Origin of the sequence: Pseudonocardia sp., assembly GCF_029263155.1 — a bacterium.
In the GTDB taxonomy this organism is placed as follows: domain Bacteria; phylum Actinomycetota; class Actinomycetes; order Mycobacteriales; family Pseudonocardiaceae; genus Pseudonocardia.
In genome coordinates this window covers 77,848-101,234 of record NZ_JAJCYB010000120.1, presented here as the reverse complement: position 1 = coordinate 101,234, position 23,387 = coordinate 77,848, and the positions used below count along the sequence as shown (strand labels likewise).

The window sequence follows — 23,387 nt, the reverse complement described above, 5'->3', positions numbered from 1 at the left end:
TCCACGACCAACGAGAGAGGTTCAGATGACGACGACCTTCCGTCGCGCACTGATCGCCGCCGGTGCCGTGACCGCGGTGGGCGCGGCCGTCTTCGCCCCGGCCGCCCTGGCCGGGGACCGCCAGGACAGCTACGACGACAAGGGCAAGGGCCTGCAGGCCGTCGGTCTCGTCGACGGCACCACGATCGTCGGCTTCAGCACCGCGGACCCCGCCTCGGCCTACGAGATCGGCACGGTCGAGCTGGCCAAGGACAAGTACCTCGTCGGCATCGACTACCGGGTCCAGGACGGCGAGCTCTACGGCGTCGGCGACGCCGGTGGGCTCTACATGATCGACGACGAGGACGCGAGCACCGACCACATCGGCCAGCTCACGGTCGCACTCGACGGCGAGAACTTCGGCGTCGACTTCAACCCGGCCGCCAACGCGCTGCGCGTCATCTCCGACGCCGGCCAGAACCTGCGCCAGCCCTTCGCCACCATGCCGCTCGCGGCCACGCTGGAGGACGGCGACCTGACCAACCCGGCCACCGCCCCCGCCACCGGAACGGTGATCGCCGAGGGTGTCTCCGGCGCGGCGTACACCAACAACGACCTCGAGGCCGTGACGGCCACCACGCTGTTCGACCTCGACGCCGCGCTCGACCGCGTGGCGCTGCAGTCCCCGGCCAACTCCGGCACGCTCGCGGGGACCGGCAACCTGCCCGCCGACATCGGCCCGGACGCCGGTTTCGACATCTACACCACGCTGACCGACGGCGTGGCCGACGGCAACGCCGCGTTCGCCGCGGTGGACGTCGCCGGTGAGAAGCGCCTCTGGGCCGTCGACGTGCTGACCGGTGGGGCCACCGACCTCGGCGCGTTCGGCGCCGACGTCACCGACCTCGCCGTCGCGCTCGACCAGTAGGCACCCGCATCCCGAACTCCCCCGCCGGAGCGCTCCGGCGGGGGCGTTCGTGCGTTCAGCGCCCGTACCGGACGGCGGCCCGTTCCCGCGCCTTCGCCGCCTCCACCTCGCGGTCCTTGGGCGGGGCTGAAGTGACCAGCGAGTCGAGCAGCTCCCGGGTGGCGCGTTCGACGGCGACGACCGCCGCGGCGAAGGCGGCCTCGTTCGCCGCGGACGGACGGGCCGCGCCGCTGATCTTGCGCACGTACTGCAGGGCCGCCCCGTGCACCTCGTCGGCGGTGGCGGGCGGCTCGAAGTTGTGCAGGGTCCGGATGTTGCGACACATGCCATCACTCTGCCCGCACCCCGCACTTCGGAGCCACACTGCAGTTCCCGGCGCCGCAGAACAGCAGTACGGCTCCGCAGTGCGGCTGTGGATGGGGTGTGGACAACTTCTGCGGCCTGCGGTCGTCGTGCGGGAGGCTCGTCCCGTGCGCAACCACCGGTTCGACGACGTGTTCTGCGGGTCCTCCGCCGTCGCTGCGGGCATGGTCACCCGCGGGCAGCTGCGGGGCCCGCTCGCCAGCCGACTCTTCCGCGACGTCTACGTGAGGGCGGGCACGAAGGTCACCCACCCGGTGCGGTGCCGGGGTGCCACGCTCGCCCTCCCGGCCGGGGCCGTGATCACCGGGCGGTCCGCGGCCACGGTGCGCGGGGTGCCGCTCGCGTGGCCGGAGGACCCGGTCACCGTGCTCGCCCCGCCCGAGATGCGGCTGGGCCGCCGGTCCGGGATCGATGTGCGGCGCAGCGGCATCGAACCCGGTGACGCCGAGCCGTGGGCGTACGGCCTGCTGGCCTCACCGATGCGGCTGACGCTGGACCTGCTGCTCGGCCGCCCGCTGCCCGACGCCGTCGCCGACCTCGACGCCGTGCTGCGCGCGAAGCTCGTGGACCGTGGCGCGGTCGCGGCGATGGTCGCCGGACGCTCCGACAACGGCATCGTCGACGCCCGGCGGGCGGTCGCGCTGGCCGACCCGCTCGCGGAGTCGCTGCCGGAGTCGAAGGTCCGGGTGCTGCTGGAGCTGGCCGGCCTGCACCCGGTCCCGCAGCACTGGATCGAGGACGATACGGGCCGCCTGGCCCGGGTGGACCTGGCCTTTCCCGAGCTCAGGGTCGCGATCGAGTACGACGGCGACTGGCGCGACGGCGAGCGCTGGGCCCTGAACCGCGATCGCGACCGCCTCAACCGCGTCCAGGCCGCAGGCTGGTACGTAGTGTTCATCACGGCCCCGCTGCTGCGGGACCCGCGCGCCCTCGTAGCCCTCGTCCACACCGCACTTCGGAGCCACAGCGCTGTTCCGAGACCGCGAGAACAGCAGTTAGGGCTCCGAAGTGCCGGTCGATCCGATGTGTCAGTCGACGGGGTCGGGGCCCGTCAGGGCGGCCACGCCCAGCACCATCTTCTGGATGTGGAAGGCCTCCGCGTACCTCGCGTGGCACTGGACGCCGCGGATCCTGGCCAGACCGGAGAAGGTCTCGTGGTCGAACCAGCTGCGGTCGCGCTGCGAGCCGTAGTGCTCGTGCAGCTTCGCCACCTTCTCCCGCAGCACCGGCTCGGCGAGCGGCAGGTAGGCGGTGGGCTGGCGCAGGTCGCCGTCCCACTTGAGGATCTCGTAGCCCAGCGCGAGATGGTCGCGGAACACCGTGGGCACGAGCTCGGCGAGCGTGCGGTGGTCCTGGTGGGCGTCGTGCGGTGAGGGCGCGAGGATCAGGTCGGGCTCGCCGCGCGGGCGCAGCTCCTCCAGCGCGAGCTTGGCCCGCTCCCACCGGGTGGGGACGCGACCGTCGGGAAGGTCCAGCACGCTCACGTCCAACCGGGCACCCGGGCAGAACGCGGTGAGCGCGGCGCGTTCCTCCTCCTCGCGCAGCGACCCTCCGCCGGTGAGGACGAGCGCGGACACCGACACCCCCGGATGCGATCGGCACAGCTCCAGCAGCGCTCCACCCGCGCCGATCGCGATGTCGTCACAGTGGGCCCCGAGCAGCAGCATCCGGTCGACGCGCTCGGGGAGCAGGCTCAGCACGGCGTGATCCGGTACACGCCGCGATCCTTCCACGATCGGAGGATCCGGTCCCGTGGGGTGGGACTCAGCGGGCGGAGATCTTCGCCAGGCGGTCGGTGGTCGGCCACCGGACGTCGTGCGCCCACCCGAACCGCTCGAAGATCCAGATCAGCCGGGCCGAGATGTCGATCTGGCCGCGGAGCACGCCGTGGCGGGCACAGGTCGGGTCGGCGTGGTGCAGGTTGTGCCACGACTCGCCCATCGACAGGATCGCGAGCGGCCAGAAGTTGCGTGACCGGTCCCGCGAGTGGAACGGCCGCCTGCCCATCATGTGGCAGATCGAGTTGATCGACCACGTCACGTGGTTGGAGACCGCGAGGCGCACCAGACCGCCCCAGAAGAACCCGGTGACCGCGCCCTGCCACGACCACGTCACCAGGCCGCCGATCAGGGCCGGCAGCAGCAGGCTGACCGCCACCCACACCCCGAACGTCCGAGCGACGCCGCGCAGGGCGCGGTCGGCGAGCAGGTCGGGGATGAACCGGGCGTGGTTGGTCTCGTCGCGATCGAAGAACCAGCCCATGTGGGCGTGCAGGAAGCCCTTCGTCACGGCCAGGGGCGAGGTGCCGAACGCCCACGGCGAGTGCGGGTCGCCGTGCCGGTCGGAGTAGGCGTGGTGTCGGCGGTGGTCGGCGACCCAGTTGAACACGTTGCCCTGGACGGCCAGCGATCCGGTGATCGCCATGGCCACCCGCAGCCACGGCCGCGCCTTGAACGCCTTGTGCGTGAAGTGCCGGTGGAAGCCGACGGTGATGCCGAGCACGGCGATGGTGTAGAAGCCGGCCAGCAGCGCGAGGTCGTGCCAGCCGACGCCCCACCCCCAGGCCAGCGGGATCGCCGCCACCAGCGCAAGCATCGGACCGCCGACGAAGACGTAGATCATCGCGTGTTGGAACGCGGTGCGCCTGCCTCCGATCACCGGATTCGGTCCCTCGCGCAGCGGATCGGACGGGGCCTCGGCGGCGACGGACATGGATCTCCTCGGGTCGGGGGACGGCGGCCACGGCGGGCCGCCCGGCGACCCTGATCCCCCTGCGGAGGGTAGGCGGCCCTGAGCCCGGGCGCAGCACCCGCAACGGAAACTTCCGGCAAATCGCACCCGGCCCCTCGGCGCGCGGGCCGGGCGACCCGCCGTGCCAAGATGAAGGCCTGTCCGCCGTGGTGTAAGGGCAGCACTGCTGATTTTGGTTCAGTAGGTCCAGGTTCGAATCCTGGCGGCGGAGCACCGGGTCGGACTACCCCGCCGTGCCGTCCCCCACCCCGCCCAGCGCCGGCCCGAGCAGGTCGTCGGCGTCGACGATCCGGTAGGCGTAGCCCTGCTCGGCCAGGAAGCGCTGCCGGTGCGCGGCGTAGTCGGTGTCGAGGGTGTCCCGGGAGACCACGGAGTAGAAGTGGGCCTGCCTGCCGTCGCCCTTGGGGCGCAGCAGCCGCCCGAGCCGCTGCGCCTCCTCCTGCCGCGAGCCGAACGTGCCCGAGACCTGGATGGCGACGCTGGCCTCGGGCAGGTCGATGGAGAAGTTCGCGACCTTGCTGACCACCAGGACGGGTATCTCGCCCTGGCGGAACCGCTGGAACAGCGCCTCGCGCTCCCGGTTGCGCGTGGAGCCCTGGATCACGGGCGCGTCCAGCGCCTCGCCGAGCTCGTCGAGCTGGTCGAGGTAGGCGCCGATGACGAGCGTCGGCTCGCCGGGGTGCCGCGCGATGACCGACTTCACGACGGCGAGCTTCGTGTGCGCGGTGGACGCCATCCGGTAGCGCTCCTCGGCCTCCGCGACCGCGTAGGACATGCGCTCGGCGTCGGTCAGGGTGACCCGGACCTCGACGCAGTCGGCCGGTGCGATCCAGCCCTGCTGCTCGATGTCGCGCCACGGCGCGTCGTAGCGCTTGGGGCCGATGAGGGAGAAGACGTCGCCCTCGCGGCCGTCCTCGCGCACCAGCGTGGCCGTCAATCCGAGGCGTCGCCGGGACTGCAGGTCGGCGGTCATCCGGAAGACCGGCGCGGGCAGCAGGTGCACCTCGTCGTAGATGACCAGGCCCCAGTCGCGGGAGTCGAACAGCTCCAGGTGCCGGTACTCGCCCTTGGTCTTGCGGGTGATCACCTGGTAGGTGGCGATCGTGACCGGGCGGATCTCCTTGCGCTCCCCGGAGTACTCGCCGATCTCGTCCTCGGTGAGGCTGGTGCGGGCGATGAGCTCGCGCTTCCACTGCCGCCCGGCCACGGTGTTGGTCACCAGGATCAGGGTCGTGGCCTGCGCCTGCGCCATCGCCGCGGCGCCCACCAGCGTCTTGCCCGCCCCGCATGGCAGCACCACGACCCCGGAACCGCCCGCCCAGAACCCGTCGACGGCCTGGCGCTGGTAGTCGCGCAGCGTCCAGCCGTCCTCGGCCAGCGCGATCGGGTGCGCCTCGCCGTCGACGTACCCGGCCAGGTCCTCGGCAGGCCAGCCGATCTTGAGCAGCGCCTGCTTGAGGTGGCCGCGCTCGGACGGGTGCACGATCACGGTGTCGTCGTCGACGCGTGCCCCGAGCAGCGGGGCGATCTTCTTCTGGCGCAGCACCTCCTCCAGCACGGCGCGGTCGAGCGCGACGAGCACGAGCCCGTGCACCGGGGACTGGGCCAGCTGCAGCCGCCCGTAGCGGCCCATCGTGTCGACGACGTCGACGAGCATGGGCTGCGGGACGGCGTAGCGGGAGTAGCGGACCAGCGCGTCCACGACCTGCTCCGCGTCGTGCCCGGCCGCGCGCGCGTTCCACAGCGCGAGCGGGGTGACGCGGTAGGTGTGCACGTGCTCCGGGGCCCGCTCCAGTTCCGCGAACGGGGCGATCGCGATGCGGGCGGCCTGCGCGTCGGCGTGGTCCACCTCGAGCAGCAGGGTCTTGTCGGACTGGACGATGAGTGGTCCGTCGGTCACGTCGGGCAGGCCTCCGAGGGTGGGAGTGTGTGAGCGGCGTCTCGGTGAGCGGTGCCTGCCGGGCGTCCGGCGGGCACCACGACGACGGGGGCGGCGCCGAGCTTGGGTTATGCTGCGCACGCACCGTCTGCGAGAACGCACGTGTCCCGCGACGATCATACCCGGTCCCACCGGGCATCGCCCTCCCCAGCGGGCGCGTGTCGGAAGGACCACGACAGAAGGTGCTCATGCCAGACGCGATGCTCCGGGCACGCCAGATGTGGCGTTCGCGGCCACCCACCGCCGCCAAGGGGCGTTTCGGCTCCCGTGGTCTCGCGGCCGGGCGTCCCGGCGTGCCAGAGTTCCTCGGATCGTCGCCGGCAATCCTTTGGGGGACGTTGACGTGACCACCACCGAGCTCGAGACCACCTGGTCCGAGCGGCTGAACCCGCGCAACTGGACGCTGGCCTGGAAGCTGATCGCGATCGGCCTGGTGCCCGCGCTGCTTGCGCTCGCCCTGGGTGTGCTGCGCATCGCCGACCAGGCCGACGACGCCGCCGGTCTCGGGGTGAGCAACCGGCTGCTGGAGGTCCGCGGCGAGGTGGCCGCCGCCGCCGACGCGCTGCGCCAGGAACGCGACGAGGCCGCGATGTTCGTCGCCGGCGGCCGCACCGAGGACCGCGGTGTCCTCGACATCGGCATCGGGCAGACCCACACCACGGTGCAGGCCGCCCTCACCGCCGTCGGCGACGCCGGAAACGACTTCGACGCCACCACCACCTCCGCACTGGCGCAGACGCAGGAGGCGATCGACGGGCTCGACCCGCTGCGCACCGACGTCGGGTCCGGCACCGGCACCGACGCCGACGCGGTGGTGCAGCGCTACACGGACGTGATCGCGGGCGTCGACGGCCTCGACCGCGCGCTGCTGCGCCAGCTGCGCACGCCCGACGTCGCCGGACTCGCCGACGCGCTCACGGCCGTCACCAGCGCGGGCGAGCAGCTCGCGGTGCAGCACACGGTGCTCGGGGCGGCGATCCGTGCCGGCCAGCTGCGCCCGGCCGACGTCGCATCCAGCGTGGCGGCGGACAACCGTCTGGCCGCCGAGTACAGCTCCTACCAGGTCGCGCTCACCCCGGACCAGCTCGCGCGGTTCGGGGCGATCGGCGGCAACGAGGTCAACGCCGATCTCGAGCAGGTCAAGAACCTGATCCTCAGCACGCCCACCGACCGTCCGGTCGTGGTCGACCCGGCCGCGTGGGACGCCGCGTACAGCACGTCGGCCACCGCGGTCCAGGAGGCGGGCAGCGCGATCCTGGACGAGCTGGTGGCGGTCAGCACGGCGGCCGAGGAGAGCGCCAGCAACCTCGCGGGCATCAACTCGGTGATCCTGATGCTGGGCCTGCTGCTCGGCATCGCGATCGCGGTACTCGTCGCGCGGGCGCTCATCCGGTCGCTGCGGGTGCTGCGCACCACCGCGCTCGACGTCGCCGAACGGCGGCTGCCCGAGGCGGTCGAGAGCATGCGGGCCGGTCAGACCCCGGACGTCACCGTCGATCCCGTGCCGCTCACCACCCGTGACGAGGTCGGCCAGGTGGCCCGCGCGTTCGACGCGGTGCACGGCCAGGCCATCCGCCTCGCCGCCGACCAGGCCGCGCTGCAGACCAATGTCAGCTCGATGTTCGTCAACCTGTCCCGGCGCAGCCAGGCGCTCGTGGAGCGGCAGCTGCAGCTCATCGAGCAGCTGGAGAGCAACGAGCAGGACCCCGACCAGCTGTCGAACCTGTTCCAGCTCGACCACCTCGCCACCCGCATGCGGCGCAACTCGGAGAACCTGCTGGTCCTCGCGGGCACCGACCTCGCCAAGCGCAACATCGCACCGGTCCCGATGGTCGACGTGCTGCGCGCCGCGGTGTCGGAGATCGAGCAGTACCAGCGCATCGTCGTGCAGGCCCCGCCCAACACCTCGATCGTCGGGCGGGCGGCGAGCGACCTCGTCCACCTGCTGGCCGAGCTGCTCGACAACGCCACCAACTTCTCCCCGCCCGACTCCCAGGTGGTCATGAGCACCACCCGCACGGCGGAGGGCTCGATCCTGGTCGAGATCGCCGACCGCGGCGTCGGGATGGTCGACTACGAGCTGGCCGACGCCAACCAGCGCCTCGGTGGGCCGTCGTCGGTCGACGTCTCGGCATCACGGCGGATGGGCCTGTTCGTGGTCGGCCGCCTCGGGGCCCGGCACGGCGTCGAGGTGCAGCTGAGCACGTCGTCCGCAGGTGGGCCGGGGGCCGGGCTGACCGCGTCGGTCACCGTGCCCGCGCACCTCGTCCCGGTGTCGGAAGGGGAGGCACCGCGTCCGTCGCGACCCGTCCCGGCCACCGCGTTCGACGTGCCGCCCCAGCGGGCTGCGGGCACCAGCAACGGTCGCCCCGGGTCGCTGTCCGCCCTGGTGGCCGGGGCCGACGGTCCCGTCGTGCCCAACCCGGCCTTCGAGCCGGGCCCGCCCGGAGCGCCGCTGACCCCGTACCCGCAGGTCAACGGCTCCGGTGCGCCGCCGTCGCTGCCCAGTCGCCAGCCGGGGTCGTCATTGCAGCAGGACGGGTTCGGCCCGCCGCGCTCGCCCGCCGACGACGCCGGCCCGGCCGGGGAGCCCTCCGTGGCCGAGCAGGCCCGGCTGGACCAGCTCGCCGCCGAACGCGCTGCGGCGCAGCAGGCCGGATCGCCCGTCGGCCCCGTCGCCGAGGACCGCGACGAGGACGCTCCGGACGAGGCCGATGCGCTCGCCGGCGACGAGACCGCCGCCCACCCCGTCGTCGAGACCCAGCACGACGGGCCCGCCCAGGTCGAGGCGGACGGATCCGCGGGCACCGGGACAGGTGCGGGCTCGGCTGCGGAGCGGGCCGACGACCCGGCGGCCGACCACGCCCGGCACGCGATCATCGAGGCGGCCGAGCCGTCGACCGAGGGTGCGGACACCGTCGCGCAGGCGCACACGGACCCCGCCGATCCCGACGACAGCGACGGCCCGGCCGGTTCCGCCGCCGCCGAAGCGGCGCCCGCCGACACCGCCCACCCCGGCAACGGGAGCGGCCCGGATCCCGAGCGACCCGGCGGGGCGGCACCCACCGCAGGCCCGCTGCGCAACCCGTGGCCCAACGGCGCGCCCCCGCACGGTCCCGGCGATCGGCCGCAGTCCCCGGCGCTGCCCCATCGGCGGCCCAGTCCGTCGCCCGCGCGTGCGGAGGCGGCTTCCGGGAACGGTTCGCCCAGCGATCCGGTCGCCCCGCCGACGACGCCGATGCCGGTGATCGGCAACGGCGCGGGCGCGCTCCCGGTGTCGGCTTCCGCGGCGGACGCTTCACCGCAGGCCGGCGAGCCGGCAGGCCCGGACGAGCTGTTCGCCCCGAGCGTGCCCGCGGACGCCGCAGCGTCGGCTTCCCCGCCCGACCCCGGCGGGCCCGTGGCGTCGCGCCCGATCGGGGTCCGGCCGCCCGAGACCGCGTCCGGGTTCGAGATGGGTGAGACCACCCCGATCTTCGAGGAGATCGCGTCGGCCTGGTTCCGCTCCAACCGGCCGCTCCCGGTCGACTGGGAGGCCGAGGCCCGCTCCGCGGCACCGTCGCCGCAGGCGCGGCCCCGGCCGCTCCCGGCACCTCCGGCACCTCCGGCGGCGCCGATCCCTCCGTCCCCCCCGGTGTCCGCGGTGCCGCCCGCGGCTCCGATGCCGCCCGCTGCCGTGCCGCAGCCGCTGTCGCGGCGCCCCGCCCCGGCGGCGCCGGCGCAGGCCGCCTCGGCTGACCCGAACGGGTTCGCCAGCACGGCCGACGAGGGGTGGCGCGCGGCCGAGGACGCCGTACCGGCCGGTGACCGCCCCGACGAGCTCACCTCTGCCGGCCTCCCGAAGCGGCGCCCGCGCGCACGCCTGATCCCGGGCAGTGCAGGATCGGCCGTGCTGGCCCCGCCCGTCTCTCCCGCGCGCAGCGCGGAGAGCGTGCGTGGCAGGCTCGCCAGTTACCAGCAGGGCGTCCGACAGGGACGCGAGAGCAGATACCGCGGCGATGGCCATCAGGGCAACGGTGCGACCGAACCCGCCAACGCGGGCGGCAACCACGACGAGGAGAGACCGTGACAGCGCCCCACGCACAGACCCCACACGGACAGGCACAACCGAGCCGGTTCGGATGGCTGGTCACGAACTTCGCGGAGCGGGTCCCGGGCGTTGCGCACGCGATCGTGGTGTCGGCCGACGGCCTGCTGCTCACGAGCTCGGACCGGCTGCCCCGCGACCGGGCCGACCAGCTCGCCGCGGTGGCGTCCGGACTGATCAGCCTCACCCAGGGTGCGGCGCGTTGCTTCGACGCAGGCGGTGTCGTGCAGACCGTCGTCGAGATGGACCGCGGCATCGTCCTGCTGATGTCGATCAGCGACGGGTCGTGTCTCGCGGTGCTGGCGTCACCGAGCTGTGACATCGGCCTGATCGGATACGAGATGACACTGCTGGTCGACCGCGTCGGGCAGCTCCTCACCCCCGAGCTCCGCGCGGAGCTGCAAGGATCCTTCGGGCCCTGAACCGCACGACAGCCCCGACCCCCGCACGACAGCCTCACCCACGATCGGCAGAGAAGGCAGGTGATGTCCGATGACCTCGGGTCCCGACGACGAGCGACGGCAACCCTCGGAGCCGACCTTCGCCGACGTGATGAACGGGTTCAGCTTCGACAGCGCACGGCCCTCACGCCGCCGCAGGTGGGGCCGCAAGCGAGGTGACGAGGACGCCGTGGATGCGGCACCCGCCCCGCCGCCCGCTCAGCCGCCGCCCCGCCCACCGGCGCCCCCGCCCGCCCCCGCCGGCCCGTCGACCGGGCCGGTCGACATGCGGGTCGTCGAGCCCGAGCAGTTCGGCAGCGGTGCCGGCGCCTCCGCCGTCCGGCCCTACGCCTGGACCCGTGGACGTACCAAGTCCGGCCTCGACCTGGCGATCGAGACGCTCGTGTCGACCAGCCAGCGGGGCCGGGACCAGATGGGCCTGCTGCAGGTGGAACACCGCGCCGTCGCCGAACTGTGCGAGCAGACGCGTTCGGTGGCCGAGGTGGCCGCGCTCCTGTCTCTTCCCCTGGGCGTGGCCCGGGTGCTGCTGGGCGACATGGCGGGCCTCGGCGTGGTCACCGTGCACCAGACCGCGAGCAGCGCCGGCAACGTGCCGGACCTCGCCCTGATGGAAAGGGTGCTGAGTGGACTCCGTCGGCTCTAGTCACACCAGACAAGGCCCGAACGTCGCCACCGCGGCGACGATCTCGGCCAAGATCGTGGTGGCCGGGGGCTTCGGCGTGGGCAAGACCACGTTCGTCGGCTCGGTCTCCGAGATCGTGCCGCTGACCACCGAGGCGGTGATGACCGAGGCCAGCGCCGGTCACGACGACCTGTCGGCCACCCCCAACAAGACCACCACGACCGTGGCCATGGACTTCGGGCGGGTGTCGCTGGATGCCGAGCTGATCCTGTACCTGTTCGGCACGCCGGGGCAGCACCGGTTCTGGTTCATGTGGGACGACCTGGTGCGCGGCGCGATCGGTGCCGTCGTGCTCGTCGACACCCGCCGCCTCGCCGACTCGTTCGCGGCCATCGACTTCTTCGAGGACCGCGGCCTGCCCTACGTCGTGGGGCTCAACTGCTTCGACGGGTTGCAGCAGCACCGCATCGAGGACGTCCGTGAGGCGATGTCGGTCGACCCGGCCATCCCGATCGTCACCTGCGACGCCCGCAACCGGGAGTCCACCAAGCGTGCTCTGATCACGCTGGTGGAGCACGCCATGGCGCACCGGATGGCGGCCCGCGCGGCGCACTGACCACCCGGCTGTCGGCCGTCTCAGTCCTCCACGAGCGCGATGGAGGAGATGCGGTGCAGGGGCACGCGGTGCAGGCCGCCGTCCACCCGGTCACGGCCCTCGACCACCCCACCGCCGACACTGAGCGGCTCCAGCACGCGCTCGCCCGCCACACCGTGGGCGTCCACGAACCCCAGCCACACGGTGCGGCTCTCGCTGGCCGCGCGGCGCAGCGTGTCGAGCATGTCGGTCCGCCCGCCCGTGGTGCCGCGGCGGACGCCGGTGAGCGCGTCACCCGCCCGCATCCGCGTGACGAGCGCCGCGAGCTGGGCCGGGTCGGGTTCGGGCGGCAGCCCGCGGTCGGGTGGCCGGCGCGAGGAGGTGGTGCGGCGGCCCCGCTCGGCCAGGTCGAGCACGCCCCCTCCGGTGTCCTCGGCGGCCGGGCTGAACCCGGCCTCCCGCAGCCCGTCGAGCAGCTCCACCAGCGGCAGTGGGCTCACCGCCACCGTCGGGGCGATCCGCCGCAGTTCCAGTCCCATCGAATCGGGGTGGGCGAGCACCTCGGAGATCAGCACCTCGTCGTCGGAGCGCAGGAACGAGGCGGCGGCACCGCCGCGCAGCCGGCCGTGGCGGCGCGCCACGTCGTCGACCAGGTAGGTCAGGCCCTGCGGCACCGGCGTGGCGGAGCGCTTGGCCAGCAGCTCGTGCAGGTCCGACGCGCTGCGCCCGGCGTCCAGGGCGCGGCGGACGGTGGCCTCGGTGAATCGGTACACGGTGGCGCCGCCGGCCGACTCCACCTCGGCCATCAGGTCCAGCTCCCTGGCCAGCTCGGCCACCAGCGGGCCGGGGGCCACAGCGGTGAGGTCGGCCTGCAGCAGCACGTGGTCGACCGGCTCGGGAAGGACCGCACGCAGGGCCGCCACGAGCCCGTCCGGGTCGCCGAGCAGCGCGCGCCCGGGGCTCGACAGCGCGTCGAGGGCGACCACACCCAGGACCGTGCCCTCCTCGACGGTCCAGGTGACGACCTCGTCGCGCAGCCGGCCGCCGCGCCGTGGGGCCCGCCAGGACAGGAGGTCTGCGAGCCGGGCGGGCGAGCCGGGTGCCGTGCCCGGGGGCAGCTCGGCGAGCCCGGCGAGCACCCGGCGGCGGTCGCGGGGGGCGAGCGGGCGGCGCACGCCGTCGGACAGGGCGGAGATGGGTCGCCCGGCGTCGTCCTTGCGGCCGACCAGACCGGGCAGCCGGGGCAGGGCGAGCCACGTGCGGGCCAGCAGCGACCAGCGCAGCTCGGGCCCGCCCGCCGCCCAGATGTCCGCGGCGGTCGTCGGCGTCCACTCCGGGGTGACCGAGTCGGTGGCGGCCACGAGGTCGGCCGCGACCGCGATCTCGACCAGCAGCGCGGCCACCGGTTCGTCGACGTCCATCTCCCGCGCCGCCCGCCGCAGCTCGCGCACCCCCAGCCCGCCCGAGCGCAGCACCGGCGGCGGGGTGCGGCCCCAGGACGCGATCAGCAGCTCCACCTGGCGCAGCACGCCCAGCGCGGCACCGGCGGCCGTGCCGTCGACGACGTCGAGGCCCCGATCGCGGGGGGTGATGTCGGGCGGGGAGACGGCGACCGCGCCCAGGGGGCGGTCGCCGCGCAGCGCGAGCCCGACCTGACGGGGCAGCTCGACGGTGTCCGGGTCGACGCGCACCAGCAGGCCGCGGGTGAGCAGCCGGCCGACGGGGCTGTGCGGGTCGGCGCCGGCCCGGCTGCGGCCGATCGGGGGGCCGGCGGCCAGCGCGTCGAGGACGCGGCGCTCGTCGGGGTCGAGGACGGCAAGCATCTCGGGCAGGGCGGAGGAGGCGGCCGCACCCGACGAGGTGCGGCCCAGCCCGCCCGGGTGCCGGGGTACGACGTCCCGGGCGGCGGGTACGACCGCCAGCTCGCCGTCGGTGCCCCACGCCACGGCGCGGGCCCGCAGCGCGTCCAGGGCGGCGCCGAGCACCGGGGCGGGCAGGTCCGGGCCCAGCAGCCGGGCGACCTCCGTGCGCGGGACGGGTGCGGTGTCGGCGTCGGCCACGACGAGGGCCTCCAGCACCGCGAGCGTGACGGTGTCGAGGTCGTCGCACGCGCGGTGCACCGACGCCCGGACCGCGGCCCGCGTGGCGAGCACGGTGACGTCGGCGGGCGGGGGTACGGCGAGGTCGGGGCGCAGCGCCAGCAGCTCGGCGAGGGTGTCGTCGTCCTGGGCGCGCAGCCAGTCGACCAGCGGCGTGGGCACCGCTCCACGGTAGTCGGTGGCATGCGCGATACTCGGTGTCGACCACCCCGGCGCACAGCAGGACCGAGATCTCGGAGGACATCGTGGCCAAGACAGCCCCCGCGGGCCGAGTCGACCCGACCTGGCCGGACCTGCCCGACGGCGAGCACCCCGTCAGCGAGCTCGCCAGCCCCGTGCAGGGGTCGCTGTCCCCGTTCGGGGACGTCGAGTTCCCGCTCGCCGAGGTGCCCTACGTGCACCCCGTCACGGAGATCAACCGATAGCGGTCGCGGGTCTCCTCCTCGCGGCGGGCGCCGGTCGGCGGATGGGCAGGCCGAAGGCGCTCGTCGATCTCGACGGCGAACCGCTGGTGCGGCGGTCGTTGCGCGTGCTGGCCGACGGCGGCTGCGCGCCACGGCACGTCGTGCTGGGCGCCGCCGCCGACGAGGTGCGGGCCGTGCTGCCCGGCGGGGTGACGGCCACCGTCGCCGCCGGCTGGGAGTCCGGCATGGGTGCCTCGCTGCGCGCCGGCCTGGACACGCTCCCCGCCGACGTCGACACGGTGCTCGTGCACCTGGTGGACCTGCCCGGTGTCACCGCCGCCGCGGTGGCCCGGCTCGTCGCCGCGTCGTCCGGCCCGGACACGCTGCTCCGTGCCGCCTACGACGGCCGCCCGGCGCACCCGGTCGTGCTGGGGCGAGCGCACTGGGATGGTGTGCACGCCGCGGCCGAGGGTGACGCGGGCGCCCGCGGCTACCTGGGCGGCCACCCCGCGGTGGTGCTGGTGGAGTGCGGCGACGTCGCCGCGCCGGAGGACGTCGACACCCCCGACCAGCTCGCCCGCTACCGCACGACGCCGAGGTAGCAACAGCGCGGCCGGTGGTGGCGCTCTCGCAGAGCCGGTGGCCGGTCGCAGACATTCCGGCGTCTCGCAGAGGTTGTGGCGTGTGCGAGGGGCCGGTGCGTGTGCGAGGGCCGGTGCGGTGGGGGTCTCAGGGCCGCAGCGTCGCCGGTAGGTCGAACGCGGCGTGGTGTTCGGGGCCGATGAACGTGGTGATCTCGGCGATCCGGTCGTCGCGGACGGTGAGGACGTCGATCGCGAACGCCAGGAACGCGCCCGCGTCGTCGTCGAACAGGTAGCTGGCCAGCGCGGGCTGGCCGTTGGCGCCCACCGGGACGCGCCGCCACGCCCCGCACGCGCCCAGCGGCACCGCGACGGCGAAGTCGGTGACCGCGTCGAGGCCGCGGTACCAGTGCGGCAGCGGCGGCATCGACCACGTGACGTCCTGGGTCAGCAGCGCCACGAGCGCGTCGGCGTCGCCGCGTTCGAGCGCGGCCGAGTACTGCGCGACGATCCCGGCGATGCGCGCGTCGTCGACCTGGCGCAGCGTCTGCTGCTGGGAGCGGGCCGGCACCCGCTCGACCACGATCTTGCGGGCCCGCTGCAGCGCGCTGTTGACCGATGCCGTCGAGGTGTCCATCACGGCCGCGATCTCGGCGGCGGAGAAGCCGAGCACCTCGAACAGCAGCAGCGCCGCGCGCTGATTGCCCGGCAGGTGCTGCAGCGCGGCGACGAAGGCCAGCTCCACGGCCTCCCGCTGCTCGTAGCGCGCCTGGGGCCCGGCGGGGCCGTCGACGAGACCGGCATCGGGATAGGGGCCCAGCCACGCGACCTCGGCGCGCGGCGCGTCGGCGAGGACGGCACGGTCGCTGGACGGCCCGAGGTCGACGGGCAGGGCCCGCCTGCCGCGCCGCTCGACCGAGTCCAGGCAGGTGCGGGTGGCCACGGTGTACAGCCAGGAACGCAGCGAGCTGCGGCCCTCGAACCGCGCGACCCCGCGCCAGGCCCGCAGCAGGGCCTCCTGCAGGGCGTCGTCGGCGTCGTGGGTGGATCCCAGCATCCGGTAGCAGTGGGCGTGCAGCTCCCTGCGCAGCGGCCCCACGAGGCGGCTGAACGCCGCGTCGTCGCCGTCCCGGGCCCGGGCCAGGTCCCCGTCGAAGGGATCACCGGCCTCGGCGACCGGCGCGGAGGTTTCGGTCACCGCGATGATTCTGCCCGACGGCGGCGGTCACCGGCGTCCGACAGCCCGACAGGAGGTCTCCGATGCCGACCGTCGCCGCCGCGACCCTCTCCGTCCCCGGCGCCCGGATCCACGGCGAGGTCCGGGCCGGCGGCCCGCTCGTGGGGCCGTGCCTCCACGCAGTGATCCGCGCGCGAGCGCCGGCGGGGCGGGGTCGGGCGGTCCCCGCCACCCGGGGACGGTGGCGTGGGCGGGGCGCGCGGCGGTGGTCGTAGGGTTCCCCCGTGGAGTTGACGCACGTGGACAGTGCCGGCGCGGCCCGGATGGTGGACGTGACCGGCAAGGAGGCCACCGCGCGCACCGCGGTGGCCACGGGGGTGCTGCGCACCACCGCGGAGGTGATCGAGCTGCTGCGCCGCGACGGCCTCCCCAAGGGCGACGCGCTGGCCACCGCCCGCATCGCCGGGATCATGGGGGCGAAACGCACGCCGGACCTGGTGCCGCTGTGCCACCCGATCGCGCTGAGCGGGGTCGTCGTCGACCTCGACGCCGACGGGGCGGAGGTGCGCATCCGGGCCACGGTCCGCACCACCGACCGCACCGGCGTGGAGATGGAGGCGCTGACGGCGGTGGCGGTGGCCGGGCTGGCGCTGCACGACATGGTCAAGGCCGTCGACCCGGCCGCCGTGCTCGACGAGGTGCGGGTGGAGCGCAAGGACGGCGGCAAGACCGGCACCTGGGTGCGTCCCGAGGACCGGTCGTGAGCGTGCGGCCGAGGAGCGCCCGGGTCGTCACCGCGTCGAACCGCGCCGCGGCGGGCGTGTATGCCGACCGCGGCGGCCCGCTGATCGTCGGATGGCTGCGCGAGCGCGGCTACGACACCCCGGACCCGGCCGTGGTGCCCGACGGCGATCCGGTCGGCGAGGCGCTGCGCAGCGCCGTCGCGGACGGCGCCGACGTCGTCATCACCACCGGCGGCACGGGCATCTCCCCGACCGACGCGACCCCGGACGTCACCCGCGCGGTGCTCGACTACGAGGTGCCGGGGCTGGCGGACGCGATCCGCGCGGCGGGCGCGCCGACCGTGCCCACGGCGGTGCTGTCGCGCGGGCTGGCCGGGGTGGCGGGCCGCACGCTGGTCGTGAACCTCCCCGGATCGACAGGGGGAGTTCGGGACGGTCTGGACGTGCTGGCCGGCGTGCTGGACCACGCCGTGGACCAGCTCCGAGGAGGGGATCACACATGACCGACGCCGTCGTCCTGCGTGCCGCGGTGGGCGAGGACGTACTCGACGTGGCCGAGCACGCCGCGCTGGTGGATCACGCCGCGGCCGGCGCGGTGGTGACGTTCGCGGGTGTGGTCCGCGACCACGACGGCGGCCGCTCCGTGCGCGGGCTGGAGTACAGCGCCCATCCCACCGCCTCCGCGGTGGTCGCGGAGGTGGCGGCCGACGTGGCCGCCCGGGCCCGGGGCGTCCGCGCCGTCGCGGTGAGCCACCGGGTGGGTCGCCTGGAGATCGGGGAGGTCGCGCTGGCGTGCGCGGTGGCCGCCGATCACCGGCGGGAGGCGTTCGAGACGTGTCTGGAACTCGTCGAGGAGGTCAAGCGGCGGCTGCCGGTGTGGAAGCACCAGGCCTTCGCCGACGGCACCGACGAGTGGGTCAACTCGACCTGAGACCACGGCGGCGTGCGCGGGCACGCCGCCGTGATCCGCAGGGGACGGATCAGACGTTCAGCGTCTGGCCGACCCGGATGACGTTCGGGTTGCTGACGGTGCTCTTGTTGTTCGCCCACAGGGCCTGCCACGTCGTCCCGTTGCGGGCGGCGATCTTGGACAGGGTGTCACCCGCGACGACGGTGTAGTTGCCGTTGCCCGTAGGGGCGGGCGCGGCGGCGGGCGCCGCGACGGGGGCGGACGCGCGGACGCGGTTCGGCTCGGCGGCACTGTTGAGGCCGAGCTTGCGCGAGCAGGCGGGCCATGCGCCCCAGCCCTGCCCCGCGAGGGTGCGCTCGGCGACGGCGATCTGCTCGGACTTGCTCGCCTGGTGCGGCATGCCGGAGCCGCCGAAGGCGCGCCAGGTGCTCGGGCTGAACTGCAGGCCACCGTAGTAGCCGTTGCCGGTGTTGATGCTCCAGTTGCCGCCGCTCTCGCACTGTGCAAGGCGGTCCCAGTCGGAGATCGGGGCGGCGTGGGCGGTGCCGGCCAGGGCCACGGGGGTTCCGGCCACAACTGCGCCGGCAACAGCCAGCCGCAGGAGACTTCGGCCCTTGGGGAACGCGGGTCGGGAAGTCATGTCAATGCTCTCCAATTCGCGCCGTATCGGAGGACGTGCTCGTCAGCGGGCAGGGAGTGACCCGCCGGAGCCGTCCTTGCCGGTCCCCGGTCGCCGTCGTGCAGCGGTCGGAAATCGGCGTCCTCATCCCTGTCCCGTGTTCATCTCGACGGACCGGAATCGCGGGACAGGGTGTGGCGCGACGGTTCCGGATGCATTTCCGGTCGAACCTCTCGGAACGACCGAGCGCTGACGCTACGAGGCGAGAAGCGGGAAACCGCAATTCACCGGCCTGTGACGATGGTCACGGTAACGCGCGCATAACGAACGCGATACGGGGGTATTCGCAGGTCAGCGCGACGGCATCACGGACGGATCACGGAGATATCAATACTGCCAAAGTGCAAGTATTACCGATTGCGTCACATCGTAAGGAGAACGCAAGGTGACGGGCCGTGTGCGCTGTGCTGTCGCCGCGTCCTGCCCGCGGTAGCTCCCGACCTGGCGGTCAGTCATGCTGAGGGGGTGAACGATCGCCCCGAAGGTCCTGCGGAGTCTCCGGCCGCGCTCGCGGCCGCGCTGCGCGCCACCGGCTACCTCGCCGACGACGGCCTGGCCACCGCCACCTTCCTCGCCCTGCGGATGAACCGGCCGCTGTTCTGCGAGGGGGAGCCCGGCACCGGGAAGACCGCGCTGGCGCAGGCGCTGGCCCAGGTGCTCGGCGCGAAGCTGATCCGGCTGCAGTGCCACGACGGGATCGACGCGTCCCAGGCGCTCTACGACTGGGACTTCCCCCGGCAGCTGCTGCACCTGCGCGCCCTGGAGGCCGCCGCGGGCGTCAGCCGGGAGACCCTCGACGCGGACGCCGTCGAGGCCTCGCTCTACGACCCACGCTTCCTGCTCGCCCGCCCGATCCTCGAGGCGCTGCAGACCACCCCGAGCGTGCTGCTCATCGACGAGGTCGACCGGGCCGACGACGAGTTCGAGGCGTTCCTCCTCGAGGTGCTCACCGAGCACGCGGTGACGATCCCGGAGATCGGGGAGGTCCGGGCGACGACGCCGCCGATGGTCGTGCTCACCTCCAACCGCACCCGGGAGGTGCACGACGCGCTCAAGCGCCGCTGCCTCTACCTCTGGCTCGACCATCCGGACCTGGCGCGCGAGATCGAGATCCTGCACTCCCGCCTGCCCGGGCTCCCGGACCGGCTGGCCGCACAGGTGGCGGGCGCGGTCCGCAACCTGCGCCAGGCCGACCTGCTCAAGCCGCCCGGCGTCGCCGAGACCATCGACTGGGCGCGAGCCCTGCAGCTCGTCGGCGCCCGGCACCTCGACGTCGACAGCGCGGCCGCCACGCTCGGCGCCGTCCTCAAGTACCGCGAGGACGCCGACCGCGTCCGCAAGCAGCTCGACACCCTGCTCGCGTCCTGAGCAGCTCCGTGACCACCACCGAGCAGAACGCCTCCGGCGACGGCGGGTCCGAGCGCGACGTCGAGGAGCCGATCGAGGGGCTGGTCGGGTTCACCGTCGTGCTGCGCAGCGCGGGACTCGCCGTCACCACCGACCGGGTCGCCGCGTTCCTCACCGCGCTCGACGAGCTCGACGTCACCAGCCGGATGCAGACGTACTGGGCGGGCCGGCTCACGCTCTGCTCGGACCCCGACGACCTGCCCCGCTACGACCGCGCGTTCGAGGACTGGTTCACCCCGCCCCGGGGCGGGGGGCGCACCACCGTCGTCGACGAACGCAAGCCGCCGCCGCCGCGGCTGGCCGCGCTCACCCCATCCGAACGGGACCCCGGTGACGAGGGCGACGACGAGGGCGACACCCCGCAGGTGCATGCCCGCGCGAGCGGCAACGAGGTGCTGCGCAACCGCGACCTCGCCGAGCTCACCCCGGCCGAGCGCGAGCACCTGCGCCGACTGCTCGCCCTGCTGCGCCCGCAGCTGCCCACCCGCCGGTCGCGGCGGCTGCGCCCGGCCCGCCACGGTGCCCCCGACCCGGGCCGCACGCTGCGCTCGGCGCTGCGCAACCAGGGCGAGCTGCGCAGCCTCCGGCGCCGCGACCGGTCGCGCAGGCCGCGCAAGCTGGTGCTGCTCGTCGACGTCTCCGGATCGATGGAGCCCTACGCCGACGCGCTGCTCCGGTTCGCCCACGTCGTCGTCCGGCGCTCGCCGAACGCCGTGGAGGCCTTCACGCTCGGCACCCGGCTCACCCGCATCACCCGCGAGCTGCGCATGCGCGACGCCGACCGGGCCATCGCCGCCGCGGGGCGGGCCATCCCGGACTGGTCGGGCGGCACGCGCCTGGGCGAGGTGATGCGCGCGTTCGTCGACCGCTGGGGGCAGCGCGGCGCGGCCCGGCGCGCCGTCGTCGTCGTCTTCTCCGACGGCTGGGAACGCGGTGAGACCGACCTGCTCGGCGCGCAGATGTCGCGGCTGCACCGGCTGGCCCACCGCATGGTCTGGGTCAACCCGCACGCGGGCAAGGACGGCTACGCCCCCGTGCAGGGTGGAATAGTGGCCGCGCTCCCGTACTTGGACGACCTGTTGGCCGGGCACAGCCTGGCCACGTTGGAACAGCTGCTTGGAGTGATCCGCAATGCGTGACGTGCTCGCGAGGCTCGACGAGTGGTGGGGCAAGGGCGAGACCGTGGCGCTCGCCACCGTCGTCGGCACCTACAGCTCCGCACCCCGCCAGGTCGGCGCCTCGATGCTGGTCGGCCCCGCGGGCGAGGCCGTGGGCAGCGTGTCCGGCGGCTGCGTCGAGGGTGCGGTCTACGAGCTCGGCCAGCAGGTGCTCGCCGACGGGCGGCCGGTCTTCCAGCGCTACGGCGTGTCCGACGAGGACGCCTTCACGGTGGGCCTGACCTGCGGCGGGATCATCGACATCTTCGTCGAGAAGGTCGATCCGGAGTCCTATGCGCAGCTCGGCGAGGTCGCGGCGGCGGTCCGTGACGAGTCCCCCGTGGCCGTCGCCACGGTGATCAGCGGCCCGACCGAGCGGCTGGGCACGCGCCTGGTCGTGTGGCCCGAGCACGTCGACGGAACCACCGGCTCCGAGCGCCTCGACGACGCCATCCGCGACGACGCCCGCGGCCTGCTCGACGCCGGGCGCAACGGGCAGGTCTCCTACGGCGTCGACGGCCAGCGGCGCGGGGAGGGACTCACCGTGTTCGTCGAGTCGTTCGCGCCGCCACCGCGCATGATCGTGTTCGGGGCCATCGACTTCGCGGCCGCCGTGGCGCGGATGGGCAGCTTCCTGGGCTTCCGGGTCACGGTGTGCGACGCGCGGCCGGTGTTCGCGACCGCCACCCGCTTCCCCGGGGCCAACGAGGTCGTCGTGGAGTGGCCGCACCGCTACCTGGCCGCCGAGGCCGAGGCCGGGCGCATCGACAAGCGCACCGTGCTCTGCGTGCTCACCCACGACCCCAAGTTCGACGTGCCGCTGCTGGAGGTGGCGCTGCGGCTGCCGGAGGTCGCCTACATCGGTGCGATGGGCTCGCGGCGCACCCACGACGACCGGATCTCCCGGCTCCGGGAGATCGGGCTGACCGACGCCGAGATCGGGCGCATGTCCTCGCCGATCGGGCTGGATCTGGGCGCCCGTACGCCGGAGGAGACCGCGGTGTCGATCGCGGCGGAGATGATCGCCCAGCATTGGGGGGGCGCCGGCACCCCGTTGGCGGAGCGCGACGGGCCCATCCACGTCGGCTGATCCCGTCCGATCGGACAGGGTCGGTTGTCGCCGGTGGCCCTGCGACGACGGCCGGCCCCGATGTGCACCCGCAGGGAGCACCCCCGGAGCACGGCGCGGCTGTAGCCTCGGACGGGCCACCCGGCGTTCGGAAGCCGGGGTGGCCCCCACCAGATGTGCAGGAGGGCAGCGTGGTCCTCGTCGGAGAGGCACGCCGGGTCGGTGACTCGGTGCTGCTCGCGCGGCGCAGTCCCGAGCACAGCCCCCGTCCGGAGGGGTCGCTGCGGCTGTCGAAGTTCCACGCCCCGGAGATCGTCTTCGGTCCCGAGTCGCTGCCGGAGGCCGCGCACGCCGCAGTGCGGCTCGGCGCCCGACGGCCGTTCGTCGTCACCGATCCCGGGGTGATGGAGGCGGGCTGGCCGGTCGAGCTGCTCGCCTGGTTGCGCGACGCGGGCCTGGACCCGCAGGTCTGGCTCGATCTCACGCCCAACCCCAAGGACCACGAGATCGAGGCGGGCTACCGCCGGTACGCCGACGCCGGTTGCGACGTCGTGCTCGGCATCGGTGGCGGCTCGGTGATCGACGCGGCCAAGGGCGTGGCGCTGCTCGCGGCCAACGGCGGGCGGATCCTCGACTACGAGGGCATCGACCGCATCGAGCACCCGATCCCGCCGCTGATCATGATGCCGACCACGTCGGGCACCGGCGCGGACGTCTCCCAGTTCTGCATCGTCACCGACACCGAGCGGCACACCAAGATCACGATCATGGGCCGGGCGCTGGTCCCGGACGTCTCCGTCGTCGACCCGCGGCTGCTGGTCACGATGCCGGAGTGGCTCAACGCGGCCACCGGGCTGGACGCGCTCACGCACGGCATCGAGGCGTTCGTGTCGTTGGCCCACGGCCCGCTCACCGACCACCACGCCCTGCAGGCGATCTCGCTGGTCAACGGGAACCTCGCCGAGACGATGCTGCGCCCGCGCAACGCCGACGCCCGATCGCTCATGGCGCAGGCCGCGCTGGAGGCCGGCCTGGCGTTCACCAACGCGATCCTCGGCGCGACGCACGCCATGAGTCACCAGGTCGGCGGCATGCTCGACCTGCCGCACGGCGTCGTCAACGGCGTGCTGCTGCCGCACGTCATCCGGTTCAACGGCGCCGACGGGCCGGAGCGGTTCGTGCCGATCGCGCAGGCCATGGGCCTGGACGTGGCGCGGGTGCCGGCCGAGGAGGCCGTGCACATGGTCGCCGAGGCGGTGCGCGAGCTCGGCGACGAGGTCGGGGTGCCCAAGGGCCTGTCCGCGCTCGGGGTCATGGCCGAGGACATCCCGCGCCTCGCACAGCTCACGCTCGGCGATGCCTGCCTCACCACCAACCCGCGCGGCGCGTCCGTCGAGGACATCGACGCGCTGTTCCGGGCGGCCATGTGAGGTCGT

The 23,387-nt window shown here is 74.0% G+C and carries 22 protein-coding genes and 1 tRNA gene; 15 read left to right on the top strand and 8 right to left on the bottom strand.

Annotated elements, in window-relative coordinates:
- Positions 1 to 25 precede the first annotated feature (25 nt).
- Complete coding sequence (locus Q1K26_RS25480; RefSeq protein ID WP_300018208.1) at positions 26 to 907, top strand: DUF4394 domain-containing protein; 882 nt, start codon at positions 26 to 28, stop codon at positions 905 to 907.
- Positions 908 to 962: 55 nt separating this feature from the next.
- Here the strand turns inward: Q1K26_RS25480 and Q1K26_RS25475 are convergent, their stop codons facing one another.
- From Q1K26_RS25475 to Q1K26_RS25460, 4 genes are all read right to left on the bottom strand, one after another.
- A complete protein-coding gene (locus tag Q1K26_RS25475; protein ID WP_300018205.1) occupies positions 963 to 1,232 on the bottom strand; it encodes a DUF2277 domain-containing protein in 270 nt (89 codons plus the stop codon).
- Positions 1,233 to 1,743: 511 nt separating this feature from the next.
- Positions 1,744 to 2,217 carry a hypothetical protein gene (locus Q1K26_RS25470; RefSeq protein ID WP_300018202.1) on the bottom strand — a complete coding sequence of 158 codons (474 nt, stop codon included), beginning with the start codon at positions 2,215 to 2,217 and terminating at the stop codon, positions 1,744 to 1,746.
- Between the two features lie 81 nt (positions 2,218 to 2,298).
- Complete coding sequence (locus Q1K26_RS25465) at positions 2,299 to 2,970, bottom strand: PIG-L deacetylase family protein (protein ID WP_300018199.1); 672 nt, start codon at positions 2,968 to 2,970, stop codon at positions 2,299 to 2,301.
- Positions 2,971 to 3,034: 64 nt separating this feature from the next.
- Positions 3,035 to 3,982: an acyl-CoA desaturase gene (locus Q1K26_RS25460; RefSeq protein ID WP_300018196.1), complete on the bottom strand. Its 948-nt coding sequence runs from the start codon at positions 3,980 to 3,982 to the stop codon at positions 3,035 to 3,037.
- 179 nt (positions 3,983 to 4,161) lie between these two features.
- Between Q1K26_RS25460 and Q1K26_RS25455 the strand changes: the two genes are divergently transcribed.
- Positions 4,162 to 4,232, top strand: a tRNA-Gln gene (locus Q1K26_RS25455).
- A gap of 12 nt (positions 4,233 to 4,244) precedes the next feature.
- Here the strand turns inward: Q1K26_RS25455 and Q1K26_RS25450 are convergent.
- Complete coding sequence (locus tag Q1K26_RS25450; RefSeq protein ID WP_300018193.1) at positions 4,245 to 5,921, bottom strand: DNA repair helicase XPB; 1,677 nt, start codon at positions 5,919 to 5,921, stop codon at positions 4,245 to 4,247.
- Positions 5,922 to 6,303: 382 nt separating this feature from the next.
- Between Q1K26_RS25450 and Q1K26_RS25445 the strand changes: the two genes are divergently transcribed.
- The 4 genes from Q1K26_RS25445 to Q1K26_RS25430 all read left to right on the top strand — a co-directional run bounded on the left by Q1K26_RS25445 (position 6,304) and on the right by Q1K26_RS25430 (position 11,746).
- The gene (locus Q1K26_RS25445) at positions 6,304 to 10,029 is read left to right on the top strand and encodes a nitrate- and nitrite sensing domain-containing protein (protein ID WP_300018190.1); all 3,726 of its coding nucleotides are present in this window, start codon (positions 6,304 to 6,306) and stop codon (positions 10,027 to 10,029) included.
- Complete coding sequence (locus tag Q1K26_RS25440; RefSeq protein WP_300018187.1) at positions 10,026 to 10,469, top strand: roadblock/LC7 domain-containing protein; 444 nt, start codon at positions 10,026 to 10,028, stop codon at positions 10,467 to 10,469. Before Q1K26_RS25445 ends, Q1K26_RS25440 begins: the two co-directional genes overlap by 4 nt.
- 70 nt (positions 10,470 to 10,539) lie before the next feature.
- A complete protein-coding gene (locus tag Q1K26_RS25435) occupies positions 10,540 to 11,151 on the top strand; it encodes a DUF742 domain-containing protein (RefSeq protein WP_300018185.1) in 612 nt (203 codons plus the stop codon).
- 40 nt (positions 11,152 to 11,191) lie between these two features.
- On the top strand, positions 11,192 to 11,746 hold the full coding sequence (locus tag Q1K26_RS25430; protein WP_300018450.1) for an ATP/GTP-binding protein: 555 nt from the start codon (positions 11,192 to 11,194) through the stop codon (positions 11,744 to 11,746).
- 20 nt (positions 11,747 to 11,766) lie between these two features.
- Here the strand turns inward: Q1K26_RS25430 and Q1K26_RS25425 are convergent, their stop codons facing one another.
- A complete protein-coding gene (locus tag Q1K26_RS25425) occupies positions 11,767 to 13,986 on the bottom strand; it encodes a helicase-associated domain-containing protein (RefSeq protein ID WP_300018182.1) in 2,220 nt (739 codons plus the stop codon).
- 83 nt (positions 13,987 to 14,069) lie between these two features.
- Here Q1K26_RS25425 and Q1K26_RS25420 point away from each other — a divergent pair, with 83 nt between their 5' ends.
- Positions 14,070 to 14,249, top strand: a complete 180-nt coding sequence (locus Q1K26_RS25420) for a hypothetical protein (protein WP_300018447.1) — start codon at positions 14,070 to 14,072, stop codon at positions 14,247 to 14,249.
- Positions 14,246 to 14,830 carry a nucleotidyltransferase family protein gene (locus Q1K26_RS25415; protein WP_300018444.1) on the top strand — a complete coding sequence of 195 codons (585 nt, stop codon included), beginning with the start codon at positions 14,246 to 14,248 and terminating at the stop codon, positions 14,828 to 14,830. Before Q1K26_RS25420 ends, Q1K26_RS25415 begins: the two co-directional genes overlap by 4 nt.
- 127 nt (positions 14,831 to 14,957) lie before the next feature.
- Here the strand turns inward: Q1K26_RS25415 and Q1K26_RS25410 are convergent, their stop codons facing one another.
- On the bottom strand, positions 14,958 to 16,007 hold the full coding sequence (locus Q1K26_RS25410; RefSeq protein ID WP_300018179.1) for a sigma-70 family RNA polymerase sigma factor: 1,050 nt from the start codon (positions 16,005 to 16,007) through the stop codon (positions 14,958 to 14,960).
- 263 nt (positions 16,008 to 16,270) lie between these two features.
- Here Q1K26_RS25410 and moaC point away from each other — a divergent pair, with 263 nt between their 5' ends.
- From moaC to Q1K26_RS28910, 3 genes are read left to right on the top strand one after another with little or no spacing between them, the layout of a single operon-like run.
- Positions 16,271 to 16,750, top strand: a complete 480-nt coding sequence (moaC, locus tag Q1K26_RS25405) for a cyclic pyranopterin monophosphate synthase MoaC (protein WP_300018176.1) — start codon at positions 16,271 to 16,273, stop codon at positions 16,748 to 16,750.
- Entirely contained in the window at positions 16,747 to 17,232 is a 486-nt protein-coding gene (locus Q1K26_RS28915) for a MogA/MoaB family molybdenum cofactor biosynthesis protein (protein WP_363320541.1), read from the top strand. The genes moaC and Q1K26_RS28915 overlap by 4 nt, the downstream gene beginning before the upstream one ends.
- Entirely contained in the window at positions 17,229 to 17,660 is a 432-nt protein-coding gene (locus Q1K26_RS28910; protein WP_363320540.1) for a molybdenum cofactor biosynthesis protein MoaE, read from the top strand. Before Q1K26_RS28915 ends, Q1K26_RS28910 begins: the two co-directional genes overlap by 4 nt.
- Positions 17,661 to 17,709: 49 nt before the next feature.
- Here Q1K26_RS28910 and Q1K26_RS25395 read toward each other — a convergent pair whose 3' ends face one another.
- Positions 17,710 to 18,279, bottom strand: coding sequence for a transglycosylase family protein (locus tag Q1K26_RS25395; RefSeq protein WP_300018173.1), 570 nt, complete (start codon positions 18,277 to 18,279; stop codon positions 17,710 to 17,712).
- A gap of 504 nt (positions 18,280 to 18,783) precedes the next feature.
- On the opposite strand from Q1K26_RS25395, the gene Q1K26_RS25390 reads away from it, so the two are divergent.
- From Q1K26_RS25390 to Q1K26_RS25375, 4 genes are all read left to right on the top strand, one after another.
- Positions 18,784 to 19,686, top strand: a complete 903-nt coding sequence (locus Q1K26_RS25390; RefSeq protein WP_300018169.1) for a MoxR family ATPase — start codon at positions 18,784 to 18,786, stop codon at positions 19,684 to 19,686.
- An 8-nt stretch (positions 19,687 to 19,694) separates the two neighbouring features.
- Positions 19,695 to 20,864 (top strand): VWA domain-containing protein, encoded by a 1,170-nt coding sequence (locus Q1K26_RS25385; protein WP_300018166.1) that lies wholly within the window; start codon positions 19,695 to 19,697, stop codon positions 20,862 to 20,864.
- Entirely contained in the window at positions 20,857 to 21,972 is a 1,116-nt protein-coding gene (locus tag Q1K26_RS25380; protein ID WP_300018163.1) for an XdhC/CoxI family protein, read from the top strand. The genes Q1K26_RS25385 and Q1K26_RS25380 overlap by 8 nt, the downstream gene beginning before the upstream one ends.
- Before the next feature lie 209 nt (positions 21,973 to 22,181).
- Complete coding sequence (locus Q1K26_RS25375) at positions 22,182 to 23,381, top strand: iron-containing alcohol dehydrogenase (protein WP_300018441.1); 1,200 nt, start codon at positions 22,182 to 22,184, stop codon at positions 23,379 to 23,381.
- The last annotated feature ends 6 nt before the right edge of the window (positions 23,382 to 23,387 follow it).